Genomic DNA, 26,038 nt, shown 5'->3' with positions numbered 1-26,038 from the left:
TGGGTCCTTACTGGTTTGAAATCGTGATTGCGTTGTTTTGATACTGGCTAAATGCGTCCATTTCACTGGAAAGGGCAAGTAGCTTTGAGAGCGACAGTAAATAGTGAAAACTGGCGGCGGCTTTTTGAGTTTGTACTTTGGCAACGTAGAGCTGGGCATCAACAACATCAGTTGATGTAGACAACCCCTGCGAGAAGGCTTTTTGTCTCAGTTTGAGATTCTCATCAGCCAGCAAAATAGAAGATGCTAGTCCTTTGACCTCTTCTTGTGCTTGTTGAGCTTCAAGATAGGTTTTTTGAACCAGCACGTTTAAGTCCTGCTTGGCTTGCGCTTTTAAGTACTTCACTTGTGAAACGGCACTGTGTGCAGCGCGAACTTGGTCGGTTCGTCCACTTGATTCAATCAACGGAATACTCACACCGACGCCCACCAGCCAATCAGGCTTCATTTGGCTGGCAAGAGAGTCATCTTCATGCAGGCTATAATCGCCATACAGGTACACTTCGGGGTAGTACTTGCCTTTTTCTGCTTTGATTAGGCTGTTCGCTTGCTGTTCTTTGGCGTCCAGTAAATCAAGGCCGGGATAGGTTTCTAATGTGCGATCGACGAACACATCCAATGGTGGAAGTGTTGAGTTGATGAACAGGGTGTCTGAAGGCTCCACCGCAGATGTTTGATTTAAGATTTGGGTGAGGGCAGCCTTAGTGATCTCAAGGTCTTTTTCCGCTTTTTTTCGCTCGATGGTTGCCTGATCCAACGAGGATTCTGCTTGCAAGCGTTCCACGCGGGCGATTTGGCCTTGTTGTTCTAGTTTAAGTGCGTTATCTCTGTGTTTTGTTAGCCCTTGTTCAACCAATTGGCGTGTTTGAACCACCTCTTCAGCGAGCAAAACGGAGAAGTAATATTTGCTTAAATCTTCAAATCGGGCTTGCGTTTCCATCGCCAGTTCACTTTGCGCTTGGGCTTTTTTACCCTCAGCTGCGGATTGCGCGGCATTAATGCGACCACCCGTGAATATCGGCCAAATCGCTCTGATTGAAGAGGTGAAAATATTGCGCTCGGTAATCGTCGATGTGGTTGCCGCCGCGCCGGCGATCAGATTCGCTATACCGGGAATGGGGATAGCACTTACGTCCGGCAGAGAGCCACCAGTGCTTTCAAAAAGTTGTTTACCGGAGACAGTCACATCGGTGTCTAGGCGCGTGTAGTTTGCACCAACAGTAATAGAAGGAAGGTTAAGATTGTCGGTCGCGTTTTGCAGATGTTGGTAGCGCTCAACATTGGAACGCTGTGCTGCCAGTGAGTTGTTTTCTTGCTGCAAGACTTGCCAAGCTTGAACGAAACTGATTTCTGCGCCTTGCGTAAATGGCGCATAACACCCTAAGCAACCAATCAACAAAGCAATAGGACGCATCGACATGGAATTGTTCTCTAATTGTGAAAAATTAGAGTATATGCTCTATTGGTTTGTGGAGCAATATGATTCAAAGGAATCAAAGGCACAAAAAAAGGGACCGAAGTCCCTTTAGTCATTAGTTATTGTTGAAAAGCTTACTGTTCCACTTTCACCGGTGTCGGTTTTAGTTTTTGAAATACTTTAACCAAAATAGGGCTTGCGAGTACTAATACCGCCAATACAGTGAATGTGAACGTGATTGGGCGTTCCCAAAGGAAGCTTAGCTCACCATCGCTGATCATTAACGCACGACGTAGGTTTTCTTCCATCAATCCACCTAAGATAAAACCAAGTAGTAGCGGAGCCAGTGGGAAGTTAGCCAGTCTGAGCGCGATGGCCGCCATCGCAATCAACAACATGATAAATACATCCATGGTGTTGAACGAGACGAGGTAAACGCCAGTGATCGAGAAGAACAAAATCATCGGAAGCAATACTGTTCTTGGCACAGCCAACAGCTTAGAGATGTACGGAATAAGCGGCAGGTTCAAAATCACCAGTACGATGTTACCAAAGTACATAGAGATGATGACCGACCAGAAGACATCTGGGTGCTCAACAAACAGGCGTGGACCTGGTTGAATACCGTACGCGATAAGTGCGCCAAGCATAATAGCGGTCGTACCTGAACCTGGGATACCCAGTGTCAGTAGTGGTACGAATGAGCCGCTTGAAGCTGCGTTGTTTGCCGATTCAGGCGCAACCAGACCGCGAATGCTGCCTTTACCGAATTCTTCTTTTTTACCTTTTGGCGCTAGGTTACGCTCCATACCGTAGCTCAAGAACGCCGCGATCGTTGCACCTGCACCCGGAAGTACGCCTGTAAAGAAACCTAAAATCGAAGAACGGATAGACACAGGAGCCACTTCTTTGATCTCTTCTTTGGTGACTTTCATGCTGCCGATGTTGCTCATCTTCTGTTGCTCTTCAGCGCTGGTGTCTTTCTCAGGCTTTAGAATGCCCATTAAAGTTTCACCGAGTGCGAACGTCGCCATCGCAAGTAGCAAGAAGCTAAAGCCATCCATCAAATCCGTTAAACCAAAGGTAAAGCGTTCAACGCCGACGCCTTTATCAATACCAACGGTAGAAAGCATCAAACCAAGAATGGTCATCATCCAAGCTTTGATTACTTGACCAGGGCCTGCAAAAGCCGCTACAGCAGACAAGCCTAACAGCATAAGTGCAAAGTAGTCAGAAGACTGGAAGCTCAGTGACACACTTGCTAAAGCAGGTGCTGCAACAAGCAACATGATTGCCGACAGCGTACCACCAGTAAATGAAGAGTAGGCTGCCAGTGCGAGTGCTTTACCTGCCTGACCTTTTTGCGCCATTGGATAGCCGTCAAACGCTGTAACCACCGTTGAAGAACAACCCGGAGCGTTAATTAGGATTGAAGATGTAGATCCGCCGAATACCGCGCCGTAATAGACACCTGCCATTAGGATAAGACCGGAAGAAGGGTCTAAGCCGTAAGTGATTGGGATCATCAACGCGATAGCAGATATAGGCCCCAGACCCGGAAGCATACCGATGAAGGTACCCACGAAACAGCCAACGATCACCATCATGATGTTCATTGGCATTACTGCGGTCGAAAGACCTTGTAAGATTCCATCTAACATATTGTGTTCCTTACCTTAGTTCGACCACATAGTGAAAATAATGCCCGGCTCAAGATAGATATCCAAACCCTGAGTCAGCAGTAGGTAAAACGCAATGACAAACGGGAATGAAGCGCCAAACAGAATGTTTTTACGTCTTTCACCAAGGATGTAAAAGCCAGCCAGCAAAAAGAAGCCAGTTGCCAGAACAAAACCTAAATAGGTTAGGCCAACGCCATACAAAGCCATCAACACTAAGAAACCAATAAGCAGCTTCCAGTTGAAGCCCATTACAGCGCCGCTTTGTTTATCAGGTTTGCCTGTGACAAGCAGTAAAAGTGACAATCCAATACCGGCAAAGGTCAGTAGAGTGGGTAACGTGCGTGCGGTAAAGGGTTCGTACTCATCGCCGGGAAATAGTGGGATTTGTGTCGTTTGGTAGCCATAGCATAGGCAGACGATCAGGAATATCATCGCACCAACACGATCGCGGCATAGGAGGTTCTCTTTGGAAAAGAAATTTCCTGTATTGAAAGAGTTCGTTGGCAAGTCTGACATATCCAACTCCATTTGCTTCTAGGTAATAAAAGGCCGCGTACGAAGATTAATGAGCATGTTTCATTAACAAGGTAGCCAATTTGCTGCTAGTCAAACCAGCTAGTTTGCTTATATAAAGCCATAAACAAGGAGATTGAAGTTATCTCGAACGCGGCGAAAGGGTATGGGCAGCGTTTGTCTGCCCATGTTTACTGGGTTACTTCAGGAAACCAAGCTCGCGCATCAGGTCGCCCATCTGCTTCTCTTGGTCTTCCAGGAATGCGTAAAAATCTTTATCCGCTTTGTAGTTGTCAATCCAACCATTGCGGTCACGAACCACTTTCCACTCATCCGTTTTGTACATCTTCGTCAGAGCCGCATTCCATTCGTCGATCTTTTCTTGGCTTGCACCTGGAGCGGCAAAGAAACCACGCCAGTTCGCAAATACGGTTTCGTTACCGTATTCAGTCAGAGTCGGAATATCTGGTGCTGCTTCCAAGCGCTTAGGTGCTGTCACAGCCAGTACTTTTAGCTGGCCAGACTTTGACATTTCCAGTACTTCACCTAGGCCAGTAGAGAGCAGTTGCGTTTCGCCAGACAGTAGGGCTGCCATTGCTTTGCCACCCGCATCATAGGCAATGTAGCGGACTTGCTTAGCGTCAAAACCTTCGCCTTTAAACGCCGCTGCTACGACCAAATGGTCCATACTACCGCGAGCAGAACCGCCAGCGATTTTGACTTTGCGAGGGTTAGATTCAAAATCTTTTACCACGTCTTCCCACGTGTTGTACTTTGAGTCAGCAGACGCCACGATTGCGCCGTAATCAGCGATGGTTGTAGCAACCGGAGTCAGGTCGCGGAAAGATTGAGGGAAAATACCTGTTAGAGATCGAACCACGATTGGCGTTGAGTTGACCATTAAGGTGTCTTCTTGACGCTCTGCGGTTTCGATTAGGTGTGCGATTGCTTTACCGCCGCCGCCACCCGACAGGTTTTGGAAAGATACATTGTCAACAATCTCTGACTTGACCAGTACGTCACCCGTGCCACGCGCCGTCATATCCCAACCGCCACCAGCGCCACCAGGGATCAGAAAGTGGATTTTGTCTAAATCTGCTGCCAAAGCACTGAATGAAAATGTTGCGGCAATAATGGATGCTGCCAGAGTGGGTTTTAGTACCTTCATCATGATTCACGTTCCTTATGTAGGTGCTCGTTTCTCGTTGGAAACGCGCTTATCGTTATCTAGTGATCTGTCGACAGTGAGGGAGGGTTGTTAACAGATAGGATGAAGGTTAATAGAGTGTTAAATGTGTGTCTGTAATGCGTTGATAAAAACAATATTGGGTATTAAGTAGATTTTATTCATAAAGTTCACGCTGGGCGTGTCGGCGTGTAAGTGCCACCCAAGAAAAAGCCGCACTCGTGAATGTGCGGCTTTGAATTTGATAACCGTATTGCGTTTATTCGCGGTCTTGGTCAAAGTCACCGTGGAAATGATCGTGATCAGACACGCTGTCTGCGGCTTTTAGCTTCTCACCTATGCGAAGTCTTTCGCTTGGATCTTTGATGCCAAATGTACGTATCATAGGTGCTGCCTGAACTTGCTCTTCTGGGAATACAGGTTCGCTAAACGCATAGAAGGTGGTGACATAAGCGAGAGACTGCGTGTTCACATGAAGTGCTTTCTGGCTGATGTTGTTTAGGTCGTCACACGCTTGGTGGTAACAAACATCGTACGCAACGCCGGTATCACCGCCAAATAGGTCTGCTTGTTCTGCGGTTTTGGCTTTCTCTGCACCAGTGAATAGGCCACCGAATGCGACACCCCAATCCGCAAATCCAGCATAGTCTGAACGTTTTGATAGTGCTTGAGGAACGGTGCCTTCTTTCTTACTGCCGAAGAAATCATTGAATTTAGACTCAATATGAGAAGTACCGTAAGGAGGTTTAAAGTCACCCGTATAGGCGTTGTCTGGACTCTCTTTGGTATCAGATAAATCCCCATCCATAACGCCAAACACGTAGTTTGGTGATGCGATCATATCAAAGTTTAGGTAAAGCTTAACTTTGTTAAGTTCGTTGTAACGCTCTTCAACCAAATCAAGTTGTGTTGGCGTTAGCTGGCTTGGATCGCTAAGCTCAAATTGAGCCATGATTTCTTGCTGAGCTTGGTCGTAGAGTGGACCAAACAGCTCAGTAGTGTAGTACTCTGAACCAACCAGACCAGCTTCTTCCGCTGCCCACCACGCAAAGCGAATCTTGTTCTTCACTGGTGCACGAAGCTCCGCAAGTGTCACTGCGTATTCCAGTAGACCTGCTGTACCTGAGCCATTATCGTTAATACCCGGGCCTTCAGGAACAGAGTCTAAGTGCGCGCCAAGCATTACGATCTGGTTAGCATCGCCGCCTTTGGTTTCAGCGATGATGTTTTGAGTCAGTACCACTTCATCTTGAGCGCTGATATTGAGCACGACAGGCACACCAGAAGTCTCGCTGGCTGCATGCCATTGTTGACCTAATTCGAAACGAGCACCGAAAGCTGGAATCGTTGCTGTGCTGTCACTGCCCAGTGTGCCGTTTACTACTGCTGTTCTGCCTTCCGCATTGCCTTGGTTAAAGACGATAACACCGACTGCGCCAGCATCTTGTGCATTCACAACCTTAGCATTAAAGTTACAGCCACCGCGTTGAATGACCGCCACTTTTCCTGTCACATCTTTCCCATCAAAGTCAGACGCTTCACAACCATCAGTGCTGTCATAATCGGGTGCATCGAAGCGGAAATCTGGTGTAAGGAATACGGCTTCTGCTTTCAGTGGACCGTCTGAACTACCAGAGTAGGACATGACTGCAAAATCGGCTTCTGCGCCTTCACCAGCGGAGCGCACGCTGAGTAACTCGTGACCATCTACATTCAGTGTCGTACCTGCTAGTTCTTCCCACGCACGAAAATCAAACTCTTGAATATCTACTTTGTACCCATGGTTACGCATGGTTTCAATGATGTAGTCAACTGAGTATTGGTAGCCATCTGTGCCAGCTGCACGAGTGGTCGAATTGCCATCGGTTGTTGTAGATGCACGACCTTCTAATTCCACTAAATGTTCAACAACAGCCTTACGTTTAATTTGATTACTGACGTGTTTTGCTGCTTTTTCAGGATCGTCCCAGTAGCACCCTGATAAGAGCGTTGCGCTAACTACGCTAGCGAGGAGAGTTTTTGTTGTTGTGATGCTTACTTGCATTTGTGACTCCTTGTATTAATAAGCCACTCCATGGTTGCCGAAATTCCAGGTTAATAAAATGTTAAATTAAAGATGGATTTAAGATTAGGAATCCATATCAACGAAGTCTCATATAGCAGGGATGTCAATTACATTGTCGTTTGGCACACAATCACGTATTCAACAGGAACAATGGCTCTGCAGTAAAACGAGTGAGTGATGCACCTCACACAAGAAACCTGCTTTGGTACATTTATCCATCCGATGTCATACCTTAGTCTAAATTGTCGACAATACACTTGATTGTCGACAATTTATTGGTCTATTCTAAGTTCAAGTTAAAAGATTGTAGACACCTTAGGGTGGTGTAGAGCGAGTGCCTAGATATGAATGTTGAACTTAATGCTCGTCTTAAAGCGGTTGGCGCTGAAAAAGAAAACACAAAATCCGAGACGCTAACCGAGTCTTTGGTAGAAGCGATTGTAAATGGGGAGATTGCTCCAGGAAGTAAGATCTCCGAGCCAGAGCTGGCAAAGCGTTACCAAGTTAGCCGTGGGCCGCTGCGTGAAGCGATTATGCGCCTAGAGGGCTTGAGCCTTATAGAGCGAATCCCGCATGTGGGTGCCCGCGTGATTACATTCTCACCAGAAAAACTGATTGAACTCTATGCGGTTCGAGAAGCTCTAGAAGGCATGGCGGCGAGACTCGCTGCGCGCCATATCACTGAAGAAGAACTGATTGGTCTAAAACACTTATTGTCGACACATTCAAACCATATCGAAGAAGTCGAAGGGTCTTCTTACTTTCATCAGCACGGTGATTTTGACTTTCACTACCGCATTATCAAAGCCAGTCGCAACAGCAAGCTGATTTCACTGCTGTGCAACGAGCTTTACCACTTATTACGCATGTATCGTTACCAGTCGCCACGTTCTCAATCGAGACCAAAAGAAGCGTTAAACGAACATAAATTCATTCTACAAGCGATTGAAAACCGAGATGAGGAGCTGGCAGAAATGCTCATGAGAAGACACATTTCGGGCAGTCGAAGCTTGATAGAGCAACAAATATTAATTGCCGAAAATGACTAGAAGGAAAGTGTCATGAGTTTATCTCCGGGGGCGAAATTCAGACTCGCCATTGAGCAAAATGATCCGCTGCAAATTGTCGGTACGGTTAACCCATACTGCGCCATGATGGCGAAGAACTTAGGTCACCAAGCGATTTACTTATCAGGTGGTGGCATTGCGAACGCGTCTTACGGTTTGCCTGATCTGGGTATCACCACATTGAACGATGTACTGGTTGACGTTGACCGCATTACCAACGCGTGTGATCTGCCTTTGCTGGTGGATATCGATACTGGTTTTGGTGGCGCTTTCAACATTGCACGCACGATCAAATCGATGGAGAAAGCTGGTGCAGCGGCGGTTCACATGGAAGACCAAGTGGCACAGAAACGTTGTGGTCATCGCCCGAATAAAGCGATTGTCAGCCAACAAGAGATGGTTGACCGAGTGAAAGCGGCAGTGGATGCCCGCAACGATGAAAGCTTCGTGATTATGGCACGTACTGATGCGTTGGCCGTTGAAGGCATCGATAGCGCAATTGAACGCGCGATTGCGTGTGTTGAAGCAGGCGCAGACATGATCTTCCCTGAAGCGATGACCAAGCTTGAGCAATACGACCAGTTCTCTACCGCGCTGCAACAGGCAACTGGTAAGCACGTGCCAATTCTGGCCAACATTACAGAGTTTGGCGCCACACCGCTTTATGGCTGTGAAGAATTGGCGAAAGCAAAAGTGGACATGGTGCTTTACCCACTAAGTGCATTCCGCGCGATGAACAAAGCGGCAGAAATGGTCTACAAACATCTGCTTGAAGTGGGGAATCAGGAAGCTCTAATCGATTCGATGCAAACGCGTAAAGAGCTTTACGCACACCTGAATTACCACGACTACGAAGACAAACTCGACCAGCTTTTCTCAGAAGGGAAATAGCGGGACAAGAGATACGGAAGCCCAAGAAAGTTACTTAGAGAAGATAATCGGAAATTATCAAATCCAATAACGTGAATGATGTTTGGTTAAAAGACTCCAAAAAGGAGCGGCCAGACGGAAAAGGAGTTCAAAATGACGACTAAAGAATTAGGTGGCGCGGGTCTACGCGGCCAAAGCGCTGGAAGCACGGCTTTATGTACTGTCGGAAAAACGGGAACAGGTCTGACTTATCGTGGTTACGATATTACCGACCTAGCAAACAACGCTCAGTTTGAAGAAGTTGCGCACTTACTGTTGCGCGGCCATCTGCCAAATCAGAGCGAACTGGATTCATATAAAACGCGCTTGGTTGGCCTACGAGGCTTGCCTAAAGAGTTGAAACAAGCGCTGGAGCTTATTCCAGCAAGCGCGCACCCAATGGATGTGATGCGCACCGGCTGTTCTGTGCTTGGTAACCTAGAACAAGAGATGGATTTCTCTGAGCAGCTTGATGCGACGGAGCGCATGCTAGCGCTCTTCCCGGCGATCATCTGTTACTGGTACCGCTTCAGCCACGATGGCGTGCGTATCAATACTGAAGACCAATCTGAAGATTGCATTGGCGGTTACTTCCTAAAAATGCTGACCGACAAAGCGCCGAGTGAACTGCATAAGAAAGTGATGCACTGCTCATTGATTCTGTACGCTGAGCACGAGTTCAATGCCTCTACCTTTACCGCGAGGGTATGTGCGTCGACCTTATCTGATATTCACTCTTGCATTACCGGCGCAATCGGTACGCTGCGTGGCCCTCTACACGGTGGTGCAAACGAAGCGGCGATGGAGATGATCGAGAACTGGATGACCCCAGACGAAGCAGAAGCAAACATCATGCAGATGCTGGCAAACAAAGACAAGATCATGGGCTTTGGTCACGCTATCTATCGAGAAAGTGACCCGCGTAACGCACTGATCAAACGCTGGTCGAAGGAGCTATCTGAAGCGGTAGGTGATACCCATCTATACGCGGTCTCTGATCGTGTTGAAGCAGTAATGAAGCGTGAGAAAGGCTTGTTCTGTAATGCGGACTTCTTCCACGCGTCGGCTTACCACTTCATGGACATTCCAACGAAATTGTTCACGCCAATCTTTGTGATGAGTCGTCTGACAGGTTGGGCTGCGCACGTTTATGAGCAACGCGCGAACAACCGCATTATTCGTCCGAGCGCGGACTATGTTGGTCCAGATCACCAAGATTGGGTTCCAATCGAAGAACGATAGGCAAATGCCACATGCTGACGACCTCACTTTAGAGGTCGTCAGAGCCGCTGTATATTGTGAGTGGAAGCAAAATCATGACTATAAATACCCAATACCGCAAATCGCTTCCGGGAACCCATCTTGATTATTTTGATGCCCGAGAAGCTGTCGAAGAAATTTCACCGGGTGCTTACGACAAGCTCCCGTACACCTCTAAAGTGCTGGCAGAGCAGTTAGTACGTCGCTGTGAACCATCAACGTTAACCGACTCCTTAAAACAGATTATTGAACGCAAGCGAGATTTAGATTTCCCTTGGTATCCTGCGCGCGTCGTGTGCCATGACATTCTTGGTCAGACTGCGCTGGTGGACCTCGCTGGTCTGCGTGATGCGATTGCAGAGCAAGGTGGTGACCCTGCTAAAGTGAACCCTGTGGTAGAGACTCAACTGATTGTTGACCACTCGTTGGCGGTTGAACACGCAGGTTTTGATCCAGATGCGTTTGAGAAAAACCGCGCGATTGAAGAACGTCGTAACGAAGACCGCTTCCACTTTATCGAGTGGTGTAAAACTGCGTTTGAAAACGTCAGCGTGATTCCAGCGGGTAACGGCATCATGCACCAGATTAACTTGGAGAAAATGTCTCCAGTGGTGCAAGCAAAACAAGGCATCGCGTACCCAGATACCTGTGTAGGCACAGACAGCCACACGCCACACGTTGATGCACTTGGTGTGATCGCGATTGGCGTGGGCGGTTTGGAAGCTGAAACCGTGATGCTAGGTCGTCCATCGATGATGCGTTTGCCAGATATTGTCGGCGTGAAATTAACTGGTAAACGCCAGCCTGGCATTACTGCAACAGATATCGTTCTAGCGATTACCGAGTTCTTGCGCAATGAACGTGTTGTGTCGTCTTACCTTGAGTTCTTTGGTGAAGGTGCGAAAGATCTAACCATTGGTGACCGCGCGACTATCTCCAACATGACACCAGAATACGGTGCAACGGCAGGGATGTTCTACATTGATGAACAGACCATCAACTATCTAAAACTGACCGGTCGTGAAGATCAGCAAGTTGACTTGGTAGAGAAGTACGCCAAGCAAACTGGTCTATGGGCAGGCGATATGGTCGAAGCGCAATACGAGCGCGTACTTGAATTTGATCTATCGATTGTGACGCGCAACATGGCGGGGCCTTCGAATCCACACCGACGTTTGCCAACCTCAGAGCTGGCGGCGCGTGGCATTTCTGGTCAGTTCGAAGAGAAAGAGGGCGAATTGCCAGACGGCGCGGTCATTATCGCTGCGATCACGTCCTGTACCAACACCAGTAACCCACGTAACGTTGTTGCTGCTGGTTTGGTGGCGAAGAAAGCGAACGAGCTTGGCCTTGTGCGTAAACCTTGGGTGAAGTCGTCATTTGCGCCGGGTTCAAAAGTCGCTAAGTTGTACCTTGAAGAAGCGGGTCTACTTCCTGAGCTTGAGAAGCTTGGTTTCGGTATTGTCGCTTATGCGTGTACCACCTGTAACGGCATGAGCGGTGCGTTGGATCCAAAGATCCAGCAAGAGATTATTGACCGTGACCTTTACGCGACGGCGGTATTGTCGGGCAACCGTAACTTTGACGGTCGAATCCACCCATACGCGAAGCAAGCATTCCTTGCGTCGCCGCCATTGGTGGTGGCTTATGCTCTCGCGGGCACCATTCGCTTTGATATCGAGCGTGACGCGCTGGGTAAAGACGCGCAGGGCAATCCAATTTACCTCAATGATTTGTGGCCGACTGACGAAGAGATCGATGAAGTGGTCGGTAAGCACGTTAAACCTGAGCAGTTTAACCAAATCTACATTCAAATGTTCAAACTTGACGATGCTGAGCGTAATAGCAATCCGCTTTATGACTGGCGTCCAATGAGTACTTATATTCGCCGTCCGCCTTACTGGGAAGGGGCCCTGGCGGGCGAGCGAACCTTATCTGGCATGCGTCCATTAGCAGTCTTAGGTGACAACATCACCACCGACCACTTATCGCCTTCGAATGCGATTATGGTGAGCAGTGCTGCGGGTGAATACCTAGCGAAAATGGGTGTGCCGGAAGAGGACTTTAACTCTTACGCAACGCACCGAGGTGACCACCTAACTGCGCAGCGTGCCACCTTTGCGAACCCGAAACTGTTTAACGAAATGGTCAAGGAAAACGGCGAAGTCGTGCAGGGTTCTTATGCTCGTATTGAGCCAGAAGGAAAAGTGACACGCATGTGGGAAGCAATTGAAACCTACATGAATCGCAAGCAACCATTGATTGTGGTTGCGGGGGCAGACTACGGCCAAGGTTCATCACGTGACTGGGCAGCAAAAGGTGTGCGTTTGGCTGGGGTAGAAGCAATCGTTGCCGAAGGTTTTGAACGTATTCACCGTACTAACTTGGTCGGTATGGGCGTATTGCCGCTGCAGTTCAAAGATGGTGTAAACCGTAAAACGCTAGAGCTCGATGGCACCGAAACCTACGATGTAGTAGGGGATATCAAGCCTGGCGCTGATTTGGCTCTGGTGATTACGCGTGCGAATGGTGCAAAAATTGATGTGCCAGTAACATGTCGATTAGACACTGCCGACGAAGTACTCGTCTACAATGCTGGCGGTGTTCTACAGCGCTTTGCTCAAGACTTCTTGGCGCAGTGAGGAGAGTGGCAATGAATCAAGCAACTCAAAGTCAGCTCAAAGTGCCCGCCACCTATATGCGTGGCGGCACGAGCAAGGGTGTGTTCTTTAGCTTACAAGACTTACCAACAGAAGCTCAGGTTGCCGGAGAAGCGCGTGACAAATTGCTGATGCGCGTTATCGGCAGTCCCGACCCGTACGGCAAGCAGATTGATGGGATGGGCGCGGCGACATCGAGCACCAGCAAAACGGTGATTGTGTCGAAAAGCACTCAGCCGAATCACGATGTGGATTACCTGTTTGGCCAAGTGTCGATTGATAAACCGTTTGTCGATTGGAGTGGTAACTGCGGTAACTTGTCGGCGGCGATTGGTCCGTTTGCGATTCACGCAGGCTTAATTCCGGCGGAGCGCATTCCACAAAACGGCATTGTCACGGTCAAAGTGTGGCAAGCGAACATTAGCAAAACGATTCTGGTCCACGTGCCTATTGTGAACGGTTTTGTGCAAGAAACGGGCGAGTTTGAGCTCGATGGCGTTACCTTTCCAGCCGCGGAAATTCAGGTCGATTTTATGGACCCAGCAGACGGTGACGGAAGTATGTTCCCAACCGGTAATCTGGTGGACGACATTGAAGTGCCGGGAGTGGGCACATTCAACGCAACACTGATTAACGCAGGCATCCCAACCATTTTTATTGATGCCGACGCAATCGGCTATCAAGGCACTGAGCTGCAAGACGACATCAATAATGACGAGCAAGCATTGGCAAAATTCGAAACCATCCGTGCTTACGGCGCTTTGAAAATGGGTTTGATTGAACGTTTGGAAGAAGCAGAAACGCGTCAACATACACCGAAAGTCGCGTTTGTTGCTAAACCGAAGAGCTATCTTTCATCGAGTGGTAAACCTGTTGAGCAAGGCGAGGTCGATATCTTAGTTCGTGCGCTTTCAATGGGTAAACTGCACCACGCGATGATGGGTACGGCTGCGGTCGCCATTGCGTCTGCGGCTTGTGTACCGGGCACGCTAGTTAACTTAGCCGCTGGTGGCGGTGATAAAGATTCGGTCACCTTTGGTCATCCGTCAGGGACGCTAAAAGTCGGAGCCAAAGCCAATAATACCAATAACGGTTGGGTGGTTGAAAAAGCCATTATGAGTCGAAGCGCTCGTATCTTGATGGAGGGCTTTGTGCGTGTTCCCTCCGATGTCTTTGAATAAAACATTTCGTAAGCTGCATCTATGCAATGTCGAGACATACTGGAGGAAGCAATATGTCTGCATATCAAAAAGAATATCAATGGGCACAGAATGAACCTGAGTCATTCTGGAAAGCTCAAGCTGAAAACATCGATTGGTTTGAAGCACCAAAAACCATTCTGAAAACGGATGAGAATGGTATCGAACGCTGGTTCCCTGATGGCGTGCTAAACACTTCGTGGTTGGCACTCGATTATCACTGTGAACAGGGCCGTGGAGATAAAACTGCGCTGATTTATGATTCGCCAGTGACAGAGACAAAACGCACTTATACCTATTATGAGATGCGAGACCAAGTTGCCAAAATTGCTGGAATGCTGGCAGCACAAGGCGTGACCAAAGGCGACCGTGTGGTTATTTACATGCCGATGATCCCAGAAGCGGCGATGGCGATGCTTGCGTGTGCTCGTTTAGGTGCGATTCACTCGGTTGTATTTGGTGGTTTTGCGCCGAACGAACTGGCAGTACGTATCGAAGATGCGGAACCTAAGGTGATTATGACCGCTTCATGTGGTGTTGAAGTGAAAAAAATCATCCCGTATAAGCCAATGGTCGACAAAGCGATTATGGACAGCCGCTGGAAACCGGAAAGTGTGTTTGTATTGCAGCGTCCTGAGTGTGAAGCGGAGCTAGGGCAAGAGCGCGATATCGACTGGGCTCAGGCTTATGAAAACGCGCTTCCGCATGCGTGTGTACCAGTGCTCGCGACCGATCCCCTTTATATTTTGTATACATCAGGCACTACGGGTAAACCAAAGGGTGTGGTTCGTGATAACGGTGGCCATGCCGTGGCGATGAAGTACTCAATGGGTACGATTTACAACATGCCACAAAATGGCGTTTACTGGGCGGCATCCGATGTAGGCTGGGTAGTCGGGCACTCATATATTGTGTACGCACCGCTGATCCACGGTTGTACAACGATTCTGTATGAAGGTAAGCCTGTAGGCACACCGGACCCAGGTGCATTCTGGAGAGTGTGTGAAGAATATTCCGTCGATGTGATTTTCTCTGCCCCCACAGCTTTTCGAGCTATCAAGAAACAGGATCCAAATGGAGAGTTTCTAGAAAAGTACGATCTGTCTAAATTGCAAACCATCTTCATGGCTGGTGAGCGCCTAGATCCACCAACATTGGAATGGGTACAAAGCAAAACCGACAAGCCTGTTATTGACCACTGGTGGCAGACAGAAACGGGTTGGGCGATTTCAGGAAACCCAACCGGTGTTGAGTTAATGCCAGTTAAAGCGGGTTCTTCAACCAAGCCGATTCCGGGTTATCAAGTGGAAATCTTGAACGAACTGGGTGAACCTGTTGGTCCAAATCAGCAAGGTTTTGTGGCGTTGAAACGACCTCTACCACCATGCTGCTTGCCAACAGTTTGGCGCAACCACGACCGCTTCGAATCGGGCTATTTAAGCCAGTTCCCAGGTTATTACGTGTCGGGTGATGGTGGTTACTTGGATGAAGACGGTTATCTGTTCATCATGGGGCGTATTGATGATGTGATTAACGTTGCCGGTCACAGATTGTCAACGGGTGAGATGGAAGAGATCGTTGGCGGTCACCCAGCTATAGCAGAATGTGCCGTTGTTGGGGTTCACGATGAATTGAAAGGTCAATTGCCACTTGGATTCGTGGTGCTGAAAGATGGCGTTAAGGTCGACGCACACGAATTAGAAGTTGAGTTGGTTGGCAAAGTACGTTCAGAAATCGGCGCGGTCGCGTGTTTTAAACATGCTCTGGTCGTAGAACGCTTGCCTAAGACGCGTTCAGGCAAAATTCTACGTAGAACGATTCGTCAGATAGCGGATGGTGAGCAATACACAGTACCATCTACCATTGATGATCCAACCAGCTTGGATGAGATCGAAAAAGTTCTGAATTCCTAGTCTCTAAAATTGGAATATCTATCTTTAAGCCTCCTGACACGGAGGCTTTCTTGTTGATAAATATCGTCTGAACCATCACACTACTGTTTTACTCGCCCCCTTAACATATTGATGTTTCCCCTTGATGATCAGAGCCGCTAACCAATCAGATTTAGACCAGCTAAATGAACTGATGTACCTCTTGCATGCTGAGCACCATCAGCAGTGCCCAGAACACTTTAAAACCGCAGAAGAGATTGAACAGGAAAAAAGTATCGCTCGCTATTTGGATAACCCAGAGTGCTTGGTGTTTGTTGCGTGTGAGCATGATCAAATCGTAGGTTTTGTCTCAGGTCATTTTTGTGAATTGGTATCGGTAGTCAGTAAACCCGTTCAAATGGGCAGTATTGATGAATTGTATGTTTTGCCTGAGTCTAGGAAGCAGGGAACCGCAAAAGCACTGCTTGAGAAAATGGAATCAACCTTTATCGACTATGGTGTTCAGCAGATGTTTGTTGAAGTCTGGCACTTTAACCAGAATGCGCTGGCACTCTACGAGAATCAGGGTTTCGGACATCACATACATTGGTTGAGGAAACCATTAAATTAAGGGAAGAGTTCATTCCTCTAATCAGACGGTAATTGAGTGATGAAACCCATGTCATATTGAAACGGCTCAGTTCATTGCTTGCCGTTTACGTTTAAGTGGGTCGCAATGCACGCACACTGATTAATAACCTCATTGGTATCACTGTTTTTTTCTGCTTGTTTATTGAGTAGCACGAGTATCGTGCTAACAAAAATAAGAGGAAATAACTTTGAAACTATCCAAATCGTTACTTGCTTTGGCCATGCTGCCAATGTTCGCAAGTGCTGATGATTTATCACAGACGCAAAATCACATCTTTCAACCTAAAATCGTCGGCGGCGTGACAGCCGATCCGAATGATTGGCAGTTCTACACCCAAATCGTAAGTCGATATGGCAACCGTTCATACTGTGGTGCGAGCTACATCGGTAATGGCTATGTATTGACGGCAGCCCACTGTGTGGAAGGCGATCTGCCTAGCCAAATCGCAGTGAAAATTGGTGGCTCTATCTACAACGGAACCGATGGTGTTCGCGCTAATGTGAGCGAAATCCACATGCATCCGGCGTATCGCCGCGCAACACTTTCTCATGATATTGCCGTTTTGAAACTCTCTTCTGTTCCACAAGGTGTTTCTGCAGTTGAAATTGCTGAAGGTAGTTTGACTCAATACGCGAGCGTGGGCGACTGGTTAACGGTTGCGGGCTTGGGAAGAACATCGGAAGGGGGAATATCTCCTACAAGGTTGCAAGAGGTCGATGTACCGCTGGTTTCTGACGCAACATGTCGTCAAACTGGTGGGAACTACACCACGGTTGGTGATGCTGCATTCTGTGCGGGCGTACCACAAGGTGGTATCGATTCGTGTCAAGGTGACAGTGGTGGTCCAATCGTGATTAATCGCGGTGGAGTAGTCACGCAGCTTGGCGTGGTCAGCTGGGGTATTGGGTGTGCGCGTCCAGGTCAGTATGGCGTGTACAGTGATATCGCTGCATTGCGTAACTTTGTTGATGGCGTGATTGGTACGTCAACTCAACCCGTTGATAACGTATCGGTCGGCTATACTGCGAATCAGGCTCTATCTTCGTTCAATGTTGGTGAGATCAAACAGCACAGCTTTGTGATTAGTAACACGGGTAATACAGCATTCACAGTCGAGAATATCAATTTGGTTGGTTCTGGTGTGACGGACGCGGTTGTTGTTGCTAACGATCAGTGTAGCCAGTCAACGCTAGCAGAGAACACGACGTGTCGTGTGGATGTGGAATTTGGTGCTGCACAAGCTGGCGAAGCATCAGCTACACTGAATTTTGCGATTGATAAGACCAGCACACAATATCAAGCCGTTGCGAAAGCTCAAGCAAAATCCGTTACTGCGCCACCATCAGGTAGCTGCGCAAGTGAGTGGCAAGTGAGCACAGTGTACAACCAAGGTGATAAGGCCTCTTGGAATGGACAATTGTGGCAAGCGCAATGGTGGACGCGAGGTGATAACCCAGCTGAATCTGGTCCTTGGGGTGTTTGGCAATCTATCGACAGTGCGACTTGTTCAGCTAACCAGCTGCCAGTCGAAACACCAATTGAGCCGTTGTTACCTACGCAGTCCACACAACCAGTACAACCAACACAGCCATCACAACCTGCTTCTGGGGATGCCTATCAAGCGGGTAACTTGTACCTAGCGGGAGATGTTGTGACTAACCATGGTTCGACTTACCAGTGTTTATCTTGGCCAAACAGCCTTTGGTGCAGTGCAACGCCTAGCGCGTATGAGCCGGGTGTTGGTTCTGCTTGGAGTCACGCTTGGTTGAAACTCTAAGTAAGTCACTTCAGCTTGGGCTAATTTAAGTCATAATCGTAAAGAGGGCTCATTGTTTATGAACAATGAGCCCTTATTTGTTGGTCTAGCCATATGAATTTGTAAAGTACAACGGTCTTTAACGTGATGGCTACCTTTGTTAAACATTACATGACTCGTATTTTTCAGTGATTCTTAGACTTGTGAACTATGAGTAGCATAGGTTTACACTTAATTTATGATGAAAAATATTCACTTTGCTGCCATCATGCGTTGGTCATTGTACTTTTTGTTAAAGGTTAGATTCTGTGTTGAGACAGTTGTTTTTTCTCATTCTCTGTTCTGCTTTATTCTCCACTTCTCCGCTATCCGTAGCGAAGACAACATACGACGGAGTGAAAGGGGCTGCATGCATTATTCGCGTGGACGACAAGTTGGTGTTGGTACATGAGGTATTAACGCAAAAGTTGTCTTTGCCTGCGGGTAGAGTTGAGCCTGGTGAAAACCCAGCTATTGCTGCCCAACGAGAAACATGGGAAGAGGCTGGGTTGGTGGTCAGCGTCAAGGGTGAGCTTGGTCGTGCAGAAGATGCCATCTTTTATGACTGTGTTTCAGACTCGGACATCATCTCATTTCAATTCAACAATAGTTACAATGGCTTAGAATTACCGATTTGGTTTGCACCACATTATGGTGTTGAAACTTCTTCCGCTATGCTTGTTGACCCAACGAACATTCCTTTGGAGCAGTACCGATTTCCAGAGCAAAGAGATCTGCTGGTAAAACTTCTTCATCAAGCGAGTAACCAGCATGTTACCTATGTTGGTACCTTGATTGACGCTGCGCCAAGCTTTAATCAGATTGAGTTGGGCTGGTTATTACAATTTCAGAGCACAATACACTCGTTGTCTTATGGATTAAGTGAGGCAGTGCATCGTGCCATCATCAGTGGCAATCTGTTGGCGGAGCCTGTTCTGCTCATTATTTTTATCCCTCTGGTTTATATGTTTTACGGTAAGGGTTTTCTTTGTAGAGCACTGTTTGTGACAAGTATTACGGCACTAATGACGTCAATAGCTCAACAAGGCTTTGCGTTTCCGCGTCCGCATGTTTACCTACCAGCTACTGATTTAATGCAAACTTACGGTTTCAGCTTCCCCAATACACCAGCCGCGCTTTGGGTTGCTTTGGGTGTGCTTATTCTCAATGAGAGTAAGAAGCTGGGCATGAATCGATATACGTTTTCTTTCATGATATTGGTCGCTTGGCTAGGCTTAGCACAGTTCTATACCGGTTCATCGTTCATCATCGACGTTGCATCAGGCGCGCTCGTTGGTTTTCTTACTTCATGGCATGCTGTTCGATTGGAAAGCAAACAAAATGTTGACGCCGTATCCCTTCTCTCTTCGCGTTATGTTTGGATCATGCTGTTACTTATTGGTGGAGGGATGCTAATTGCTTGGCCAAGCCTTACAGTCGGGTACTGGTTTTCCTTTATTTTCGCGTCTTTTATACTCCTGAATTCGATTGAAAAATATCGTTCAACGATAAAACCAGTGACGGCTCTGTTTTTGATTATTGCCTTGTTAGTCGTGAACTTCGCTATTTCCATTGCAGGAACCTATGTCTCCCATAGCTCTGCTTTAAGCTTAGTATTTGAGATTCTACGCTACCCATTACTGATGGCGTTGTTTGCACTATCAATACGAACAAAGGCCTTAGATCAATGATCAATTTACGATTTAGTTGACCTTCTTCCATCACTCCTTTATCGTCACGACCCTGTAAATTTTTGATCACGAGTCAGGTTGAGAGTAAGTTGTATAAAGTTAACGAAATGTTCGAAACTATCCAAGGTGAAGGGGTGTTTACTGGTGTCCCTTCAGTATTTGTCCGATTGCAGGAATGCCCTGTAGGGTGCGCGTGGTGTGACACTAAACAAACTTGGGATGCACTTCCAGAAGACGAACGCGACTTTGGCGAAATCATTGTAAAAACTGAAGATTCACCAACTTGGTGCCGTGCATCCGCTGAATCGATCGTTAACGAGTACCAAAAGCAAGCTTACACCGCGAAGCACATTGTGATCACAGGTGGAGAGCCTTGTATATACGACTTACGCCCACTGACGGCTGCATTTGAGGCCATTGGTTGCCAATGCCAAATCGAGACAAGTGGCACCTCGGAAGTGCTTGCGACTGACTCGACGTGGGTGACAGTGTCACCAAAAGTGGCGATGAAAGGAAAGTTGCCTGTTTTGGACTCTGCCCTTCAGCGTGCAAACGAGGTAAAGCACCCTGTTGCAACAGAGAAAGACATAGAGCAATTGGATGAGCTACTGGAGCGTGCAAACGTCTCTTCAAACACGACCATTGCGCTTCAACCTATCAGTCAAAAGCCAAGAGCGACACAGCTGTGTATTGATGTGTGTGTTAAACGCAATTGGCGTCTCTCCATCCAGACACATAAATACCTTAGCATTGCATAAAGGACCCTATCATGAGAAAAGCCGTTGTTGTATTTAGTGGTGGTCAGGACTCGACGACCTGTCTTGTAAAAGCACTAAAAGAGTTCGATGAAGTCCATGCAATTACGTTTGATTATGGTCAGCGCCATAAGCTCGAAATTGAAGTTGCACAAAGCCTAGCGAAAGAGCTCGGTGTAAAGGCGCATAAGGTCATGGATGTTGGTTTACTCAATGAGTTGGCTATCAGCTCACTAACGCGTGACGACATTCCCGTTTCTCATGAGTTACAGGAAAATGGTTTACCGAACTCATTTGTGCCAGGGCGCAATATTTTGTTCCTGACACTGGCAGGTATCTATGCGTATCAAATTGGCGCACAGACCATCATCACTGGCGTATGCGAAACGGACTTTTCAGGATACCCAGATTGCCGTGATGCGTTTGTCAAAGCGATGAATACCGCATTAGTACAAGGTATGGATCGCGACTTGGATATCGCTACTCCACTTATGTGGCTTAATAAAGCGGAGACATGGGCACTTGCAGACCAGAATGATGCTTTGCAACTGGTACGTGAAAAAACGTTAACTTGTTACAACGGCATTATCGGCGATGGCTGTGGTGATTGTCCGTCGTGTGAACTTCGAAAAATAGGTCTTAACGACTACCTCAACGATCGCAAAGCTGTCATGGCTGAGCTTATACGTAAGCAGCAGTCGACAAAGTAATGGGTTCATTGAAAGCGTCGATAATTTGATTTTTGCCCGATTTTTTCACTTGGTATAGCGCTTGATCCAAAATAGAGTAGAGATCATCAAAATCAGCCAACGATTTTGAAGTACTCAGGTATGAGAAACTCGCAGTAATGTTGAGTTTCTCGTGGTTCTCCGCTTCGAAGGCCGTTTGAGCGATCGCTGCATGCAGGTTTTCGACTTTTTCTTTTACATCCAACTCATCTATGTTTTTAATCACAACGGCAAATTCTTCCCCACCTAAGCGCGCAAAAATATCACGAGGCGATAATTGACCTTTCACCAATTTCGACACATGTGATAACGCGATATCCCCAGTCGGGTGTCCATAAGCATCATTGATTTGTTTAAAATCGTCTAAATCGAACAGAATGACGAGGTGTTTATGGTTGTCATCGCGGGTTCTTGGTAGCTTTTTAATGTTGCGGATAGCAGCAGCGCGAGTCCATGCTCCCGTCAACAGATCCATCTCAGCCACTTTGACCATTTTGCGACGGGTATAATAAGAGCCGAATAGCAGCAGTATTAAACAAGCGATAACTAAATAAAGGAGTTTGTTTTCTGAGCTCATTTGCTCAATTTTTTGTTTCTGTTCCAGGTTTTTTTGGGTGAAAGCGATGTCTTGCTGTATGCGGGCGTATTTTTGTCTTTCTGAGTCCAGAGCGAGATACGCTGATTGGTGCTTCTTATCTCGTTTGTCTAATTCGATCTTAACAAACTCTTGGTAGTGGGTTAGGGCTTGGCGGTATTTGCCCTGATCTTCAGCGATACTGGCGAGACTCTGTAATGCCAATCCCTTTAGGTGCTCGCTGTTAATACGATCTGCGAGGGCGTTAGCATTGCTAGAAAAGTCCTCGGCCAAAATGTATTTGTTTTGTTTTTGATGCCCTTTGGCTAGAGCGAGATATATTTCGCCTCTAATCTGATCATTTCCTTGGATAGATGCGGATTCTAAGGCATCAAGTAAGTATTTATTGCCAGAGTTAAATTTGCCCAACTCTATGTGCGCTTTTCCCAAGCCTAACTGAGCATAAGTTAACCCGTAGAGATAATTAAAATACTGGACGATACTTTCTGTTTTTTGAAAGTGTTCAATAGCGTCTTCAAAGTCACCTTCAGCGAGTAAAATATCTCCCATATTGTAATGAGATTGTGCCAGTTCTAGCTGTGAGGCTGTTTCCGTTCTTTGATTAATTGCGACTTGCAGATATTCTTTTGCCAACTCAATCTTGCCCAAATTACTCAGTACCAGTGCAGAGTCGTTGTATACCCCAGACGGATCGACGTGTTCTGGTATGCTTGATAGGTATTCTTTAAAGACGTCTAACGCTTTTTGGTATTCCCCAGTAAAGTCATAGTTGTTTCCAATGACGTGGAGTGCGCGGTAGCGGGGCAAAATAGAAAAGGAAGTATTATTTAGGTGATCGTGCAATGACGTGCAATATAACGAGGCTTGGCTAAATTGGCCGCGACGGTTTAAAACTCGGCAAAGGTGGTATTCGAAAAGTACTTCACCTTCGAGTTGTTGGGATTCAATAGAGTACTTAAGTAATGAAACGTATTCTTTAATTGCGGCGTCAAAATCTAATTGTTCTTCTTTGTTTAACGCCTCTATTAAGCTTTGCTCTAAACCGGAGTATTCCGGATCATAGGTAAGTGCATTACCAAAATATGGCTGACCTCTTAAGGTCATATACCCATGGATTTTCGAACTTATGTAGAGTTTTTCGATCCCCGGAGGTAGCGCGTTATACCGATCTTGTAACATGGCCAATGCACGTTGCTCGTCTTGAGCTAAGACTTCATGATAAGCAGCCTCCCAGTTGCTCAAATCATCTTGTGCAGATGTAGTTAAAGAGATGGAAAGTAGGGCAGCAGCTAAAATTCTAATAGATAGACGTTTCATAATTCATTACTTATTTAATTTGTCTACATTCTAGAGTTTTTTCGTTTTGTTTTTCAATAGGTTAATAAGGGTAAAATCGGAAGATTTGCGAAGTGTTTATTGTTACGTGTCTTAAGAATGAGAAAGCGCTCCGAAGAGCGCTGACGGGAAATTAATCCAGATACATTTTAGCAAGGTCAGACGGTTCCATTTCTCGGCCTTCAAGCTGTGCATTCCAGTTTGTGCCAACTAGCACTCCATCTTCAGACAGAGTTAAAAGCCAATCTTCAACAAAAATATCTAAAGGAATCTCTAGCACTTTAAAGTCTGCCCATTCTTCGACATTATGTGCTTCGGCATCTTCTTTGGCAGACCAGAAAGGCATCACTTCACTATTTTCAAACTCAGTAGAATCGCATGACAACCAGCCTTCTTCGTTACGTAAGCCCCAAACCAAATTGTTTTCTTTGGTTTCAGCAACGAATAGTTCCAAGTTTGCTTGAATGTCTGAAGTTAATTTGCTCATTAGGTTTATCTCTTGATTAGTGTCGTCTCTAGGGTAGCACTGATGCTCGAAAAGAAAAAACAAAAAGGGGATTTACACCCCCTTAATGACTTAATTACCTAGTTTAGTAAAGATGGTCCATTCTTCTTTAACGTGGCCTTTATGACCCACGACCGAAGCAACGACCTTTCTGTTTTGTGCTTGAGTCGCTTCGTCATCTACTTCACCGGATGTTCGAGTATCACCATAACCGACAATAGAAACTCGTTCAGGCGATACACCATTATTAATTAGCATGCGTTGAACCGCTTCTGCACGTCTTTTGGAAAGTGCTAAATTATACTCTGCACGACCGACTTTGCTTGCGTAACCTTGTAACTCGATGGATGTTGATGGGTATGATTCCAAAAACTCAGACATATCTCTAATTTGTCTCGAAAACATAGGTTGTACCACACTAGAGTCGTTCGCGAACAAAATATGCAGATTCATTTTATCTGATGACTTGATATATGTTCCGCATCCATCGTTGTCGACTTCAGCGCCTACCGCTGTTTTTGGGCAAAGATCGCGGGCGTTAATAACGCCATCGTCATCTTCGTCACGTAAATCATCAATCTGTGTGGCAACGGGCGTCGCAATATAGTCGTACTTATCTTCTGCCAACGCAGAACCACTACAAATCAAAGCACTAATTAGTATAGGAATTGAGAACTTATTCATATTAATACTCTATTGCCTCGTTCCATTCTTTAGGTGTATCCACTCTCAAAGCATCCAGCAAATTACCAGTCGCATTCATTACGCGATATTTGGCGTACTGCTCATCGTATTTTGCATCTAGGTAATTTTTACGCGCTTCAAACAACTCATTTTCTGTATTCAGTAGATCGAGTAACGTACGCTTACCGATGCGATATTGTTTTCTGTATGCAACAACAGTATCTGAAGCTGAATCTACATGGTTGGCTAAGAACTCTTTCTGTTGCGTGGTCATATAGAGCGCGCTCCAAGAAAGGTTTAACCCTTCTTCTACTGAACGAAATGTTCTGTCACGCAGATCTTTTGCTTTATTCAATTGATAAGCCGTGCTCTTAGAACGATTGGCATCAGAGCCACCGTTGTAAAGGTTGTAGCGCATTCGTAACATTGCGGATAGCTCTTCACTAGAGCCCTCAATCCCGCCTGCATCATCACGCCATGTCTGATTAGCTTCTATGGAGAACGTTGGGAGGTTAGCGCTTTTTGATTGCTGATGCTGGAATCTTGCTGAGTCAACATCGACTTGAGAAATTTTAATCACAGGGTGATTCTGAAACGCTAATTGCGTTGCTTGCTCTACTGATAGGGGCAGCGCGGTTTGATCGGCACGAGGAAATGTGAGGTCTTCAGGTGCTTGACCAACAAGGCGTTTAAATTGTGTCTTTACGTCTAGCAAGTTGTTTTGAGCGGCGATCAGATTACTTTTGGCTCTAGCAAGACGACCGTCAACTTGGGACATATCTGCGGTCGATCCTATACCTGACTCGACACGCCTTTTTATGTCACTGTGAATATCTTCGTGTACAGTGAGATTGTTTTCTGACAAAGAAAGGACTTCTTCCGCTTTAATGACATCTAAATATGTTTTAGACACTTGGAGTGCAATGTCTTGCGCGTCAGATAGCAGTTGATAACGTACTGATTCCGCTTCTGCAGCGGTGCGGTCGATGTCGTTTATTGTGTTAGAACCATCCCAAATCAATTGAGTAAGAGAAAGCGTTGCCTCTTTACGAGTTAATTCGTTTTCTGTCCCAGACGCGAGATCGACATCTTCGTAGCCAATACCAGCATCAAGATCTAATTGAGGCAAGTAAGCGCCTGTCGAAGCACTTGACTCATAAACTTTAGTTTTAAATTCATTGTAAGCAGCTTTAATTTCAGGGCTGTGGGTAATGGTGTATGCGACCGACTGCTCTAACGTTTGACTAAAGGCAGGAAAGCTAAGTGCCACTGCGCAACTTAGTACTTTCAACTTAATCAACTTCACTCTAACTCTCCTATAAACTTTTACGCTAGTAAAATAATAGCAAATGTTTTGTCTCATTTTTGAGTAAAAATAGTGCTAACCGTCAATAAAATAACATCAGTTGAATAAAAACACTAACCGAAATGCGGAATAAACGTTTGCTTTAGAAAAAAGAGATTCTATA

20 protein-coding genes are annotated in these 26,038 nt (G+C 46.5%); 11 read left to right on the top strand and 9 right to left on the bottom strand.

Features of this window, described 5'->3' with window-relative positions; all coding sequences use genetic code 11:
* Positions 1-7: 7 nt before the first annotated feature.
* The 5 genes from NP165_RS07020 to NP165_RS07000 all read right to left on the bottom strand — a co-directional run bounded on the left by NP165_RS07020 (position 8) and on the right by NP165_RS07000 (position 6,842).
* Positions 8-1,414 (bottom strand): TolC family protein, encoded by a 1,407-nt coding sequence (locus NP165_RS07020; protein ID WP_371133708.1) that lies wholly within the window; start codon positions 1,412-1,414, stop codon positions 8-10.
* A gap of 137 nt (positions 1,415-1,551) precedes the next feature.
* Positions 1,552-3,078 carry a tripartite tricarboxylate transporter permease gene (locus tag NP165_RS07015; RefSeq protein WP_257083268.1) on the bottom strand — a complete coding sequence of 509 codons (1,527 nt, stop codon included), beginning with the start codon at positions 3,076-3,078 and terminating at the stop codon, positions 1,552-1,554.
* Positions 3,079-3,093: 15 nt separating this feature from the next.
* Positions 3,094-3,615 carry a tripartite tricarboxylate transporter TctB family protein gene (locus NP165_RS07010; RefSeq protein ID WP_257083267.1) on the bottom strand — a complete coding sequence of 174 codons (522 nt, stop codon included), beginning with the start codon at positions 3,613-3,615 and terminating at the stop codon, positions 3,094-3,096.
* A gap of 196 nt (positions 3,616-3,811) precedes the next feature.
* Positions 3,812-4,783, bottom strand: coding sequence for a tripartite tricarboxylate transporter substrate binding protein (locus NP165_RS07005; RefSeq protein WP_257083266.1), 972 nt, complete (start codon positions 4,781-4,783; stop codon positions 3,812-3,814).
* 274 nt (positions 4,784-5,057) lie between these two features.
* Entirely contained in the window at positions 5,058-6,842 is a 1,785-nt protein-coding gene (locus tag NP165_RS07000) for a M28 family peptidase (protein ID WP_257083265.1), read from the bottom strand.
* Between the two features lie 365 nt (positions 6,843-7,207).
* On the opposite strand from NP165_RS07000, the gene NP165_RS06995 reads away from it, so the two are divergent.
* The 11 genes from NP165_RS06995 (at position 7,208) to queC (ending at position 21,432) form a co-directional block, all read left to right on the top strand.
* Positions 7,208-7,912, top strand: a complete 705-nt coding sequence (locus tag NP165_RS06995) for a GntR family transcriptional regulator (RefSeq protein ID WP_257083264.1) — start codon at positions 7,208-7,210, stop codon at positions 7,910-7,912.
* A 12-nt stretch (positions 7,913-7,924) separates the two neighbouring features.
* Entirely contained in the window at positions 7,925-8,821 is an 897-nt protein-coding gene (gene prpB / locus NP165_RS06990; protein WP_257083263.1) for a methylisocitrate lyase, read from the top strand.
* Between the two features lie 132 nt (positions 8,822-8,953).
* Positions 8,954-10,081: a bifunctional 2-methylcitrate synthase/citrate synthase gene (prpC, locus tag NP165_RS06985; protein ID WP_257083262.1), complete on the top strand. Its 1,128-nt coding sequence runs from the start codon at positions 8,954-8,956 to the stop codon at positions 10,079-10,081.
* Between the two features lie 74 nt (positions 10,082-10,155).
* The gene (gene acnD / locus NP165_RS06980) at positions 10,156-12,741 is read left to right on the top strand and encodes a Fe/S-dependent 2-methylisocitrate dehydratase AcnD (protein WP_257083261.1); all 2,586 of its coding nucleotides are present in this window, start codon (positions 10,156-10,158) and stop codon (positions 12,739-12,741) included.
* 11 nt (positions 12,742-12,752) lie between these two features.
* Positions 12,753-13,940 (top strand): 2-methylaconitate cis-trans isomerase PrpF, encoded by a 1,188-nt coding sequence (prpF, locus tag NP165_RS06975; protein ID WP_257083260.1) that lies wholly within the window; start codon positions 12,753-12,755, stop codon positions 13,938-13,940.
* A gap of 53 nt (positions 13,941-13,993) precedes the next feature.
* The gene (locus tag NP165_RS06970; RefSeq protein ID WP_257083259.1) at positions 13,994-15,871 is read left to right on the top strand and encodes a propionyl-CoA synthetase; all 1,878 of its coding nucleotides are present in this window, start codon (positions 13,994-13,996) and stop codon (positions 15,869-15,871) included.
* A gap of 124 nt (positions 15,872-15,995) precedes the next feature.
* Positions 15,996-16,460 carry a GNAT family N-acetyltransferase gene (locus NP165_RS06965; RefSeq protein WP_257083258.1) on the top strand — a complete coding sequence of 155 codons (465 nt, stop codon included), beginning with the start codon at positions 15,996-15,998 and terminating at the stop codon, positions 16,458-16,460.
* Between the two features lie 208 nt (positions 16,461-16,668).
* Positions 16,669-18,258 (top strand): trypsin-like serine protease, encoded by a 1,590-nt coding sequence (locus tag NP165_RS06960; RefSeq protein WP_257083257.1) that lies wholly within the window; start codon positions 16,669-16,671, stop codon positions 18,256-18,258.
* 287 nt (positions 18,259-18,545) lie between these two features.
* Positions 18,546-19,967: a bifunctional NUDIX hydrolase/phosphatase PAP2 family protein gene (locus NP165_RS06955; RefSeq protein WP_257083256.1), complete on the top strand. Its 1,422-nt coding sequence runs from the start codon at positions 18,546-18,548 to the stop codon at positions 19,965-19,967.
* Between the two features lie 107 nt (positions 19,968-20,074).
* The gene (gene queE / locus NP165_RS06950) at positions 20,075-20,725 is read left to right on the top strand and encodes a 7-carboxy-7-deazaguanine synthase QueE (protein ID WP_257083255.1); all 651 of its coding nucleotides are present in this window, start codon (positions 20,075-20,077) and stop codon (positions 20,723-20,725) included.
* Positions 20,726-20,736: 11 nt separating this feature from the next.
* Positions 20,737-21,432 carry a 7-cyano-7-deazaguanine synthase QueC gene (queC, locus tag NP165_RS06945; protein WP_257083254.1) on the top strand — a complete coding sequence of 232 codons (696 nt, stop codon included), beginning with the start codon at positions 20,737-20,739 and terminating at the stop codon, positions 21,430-21,432.
* On the opposite strand, the gene NP165_RS06940 is transcribed toward queC, so the two are convergent.
* From NP165_RS06940 to NP165_RS06925, 4 genes are all read right to left on the bottom strand, one after another.
* Positions 21,404-23,362 (bottom strand): tetratricopeptide repeat-containing diguanylate cyclase, encoded by a 1,959-nt coding sequence (locus NP165_RS06940; protein ID WP_257083253.1) that lies wholly within the window; start codon positions 23,360-23,362, stop codon positions 21,404-21,406. The two genes, queC and NP165_RS06940, sit on opposite strands and share 29 nt — an antisense overlap.
* Before the next feature lie 151 nt (positions 23,363-23,513).
* Positions 23,514-23,867, bottom strand: coding sequence for a DUF2750 domain-containing protein (locus NP165_RS06935; protein WP_257083252.1), 354 nt, complete (start codon positions 23,865-23,867; stop codon positions 23,514-23,516).
* Positions 23,868-23,957: 90 nt separating this feature from the next.
* Complete coding sequence (locus NP165_RS06930) at positions 23,958-24,569, bottom strand: OmpA family protein (RefSeq protein ID WP_257083251.1); 612 nt, start codon at positions 24,567-24,569, stop codon at positions 23,958-23,960.
* A 1-nt stretch (position 24,570) separates the two neighbouring features.
* Positions 24,571-25,932 (bottom strand): TolC family outer membrane protein, encoded by a 1,362-nt coding sequence (locus NP165_RS06925; protein WP_503169881.1) that lies wholly within the window; start codon positions 25,930-25,932, stop codon positions 24,571-24,573.
* Between the last annotated feature and the right edge of the window lie 106 nt (positions 25,933-26,038).

It is taken from the genome of Vibrio japonicus, from assembly GCF_024582835.1.
Taxonomy (GTDB): domain Bacteria; phylum Pseudomonadota; class Gammaproteobacteria; order Enterobacterales; family Vibrionaceae; genus Vibrio; species Vibrio japonicus.
This window is presented reverse-complemented; position numbering and strand designations above follow the sequence as displayed.

Coding starts and splice junctions, on each gene's coding strand:
- acnD (WP_257083261.1), top strand. CDS start 10,156: ATGACTATAAATACCCAATACCGCAAATCGCTTCCGGGAACCCATCTT.
- prpB (WP_257083263.1), top strand. CDS start 7,925: ATGAGTTTATCTCCGGGGGCGAAATTCAGACTCGCCATTGAGCAAAAT.
- prpC (WP_257083262.1), top strand. CDS start 8,954: ATGACGACTAAAGAATTAGGTGGCGCGGGTCTACGCGGCCAAAGCGCT.
- NP165_RS07015 (WP_257083268.1), bottom strand. CDS start 3,078: ATGTTAGATGGAATCTTACAAGGTCTTTCGACCGCAGTAATGCCAATG.
- NP165_RS07000 (WP_257083265.1), bottom strand. CDS start 6,842: ATGCAAGTAAGCATCACAACAACAAAAACTCTCCTCGCTAGCGTAGTT.
- NP165_RS06970 (WP_257083259.1), top strand. CDS start 13,994: ATGTCTGCATATCAAAAAGAATATCAATGGGCACAGAATGAACCTGAG.
- NP165_RS06995 (WP_257083264.1), top strand. CDS start 7,208: ATGAATGTTGAACTTAATGCTCGTCTTAAAGCGGTTGGCGCTGAAAAA.
- NP165_RS07020 (WP_371133708.1), bottom strand. CDS start 1,414: ATGCGTCCTATTGCTTTGTTGATTGGTTGCTTAGGGTGTTATGCGCCA.
- queE (WP_257083255.1), top strand. CDS start 20,075: ATGTTCGAAACTATCCAAGGTGAAGGGGTGTTTACTGGTGTCCCTTCA.
- NP165_RS06965 (WP_257083258.1), top strand. CDS start 15,996: ATGATCAGAGCCGCTAACCAATCAGATTTAGACCAGCTAAATGAACTG.
- NP165_RS06940 (WP_257083253.1), bottom strand. CDS start 23,362: ATGAAACGTCTATCTATTAGAATTTTAGCTGCTGCCCTACTTTCCATC.
- queC (WP_257083254.1), top strand. CDS start 20,737: ATGAGAAAAGCCGTTGTTGTATTTAGTGGTGGTCAGGACTCGACGACC.
- NP165_RS07005 (WP_257083266.1), bottom strand. CDS start 4,783: ATGATGAAGGTACTAAAACCCACTCTGGCAGCATCCATTATTGCCGCA.
- NP165_RS06935 (WP_257083252.1), bottom strand. CDS start 23,867: ATGAGCAAATTAACTTCAGACATTCAAGCAAACTTGGAACTATTCGTT.
- prpF (WP_257083260.1), top strand. CDS start 12,753: ATGAATCAAGCAACTCAAAGTCAGCTCAAAGTGCCCGCCACCTATATG.
- NP165_RS06925 (WP_503169881.1), bottom strand. CDS start 25,932: ATGAGACAAAACATTTGCTATTATTTTACTAGCGTAAAAGTTTATAGG.
- NP165_RS07010 (WP_257083267.1), bottom strand. CDS start 3,615: ATGTCAGACTTGCCAACGAACTCTTTCAATACAGGAAATTTCTTTTCC.
- NP165_RS06930 (WP_257083251.1), bottom strand. CDS start 24,569: ATGAATAAGTTCTCAATTCCTATACTAATTAGTGCTTTGATTTGTAGT.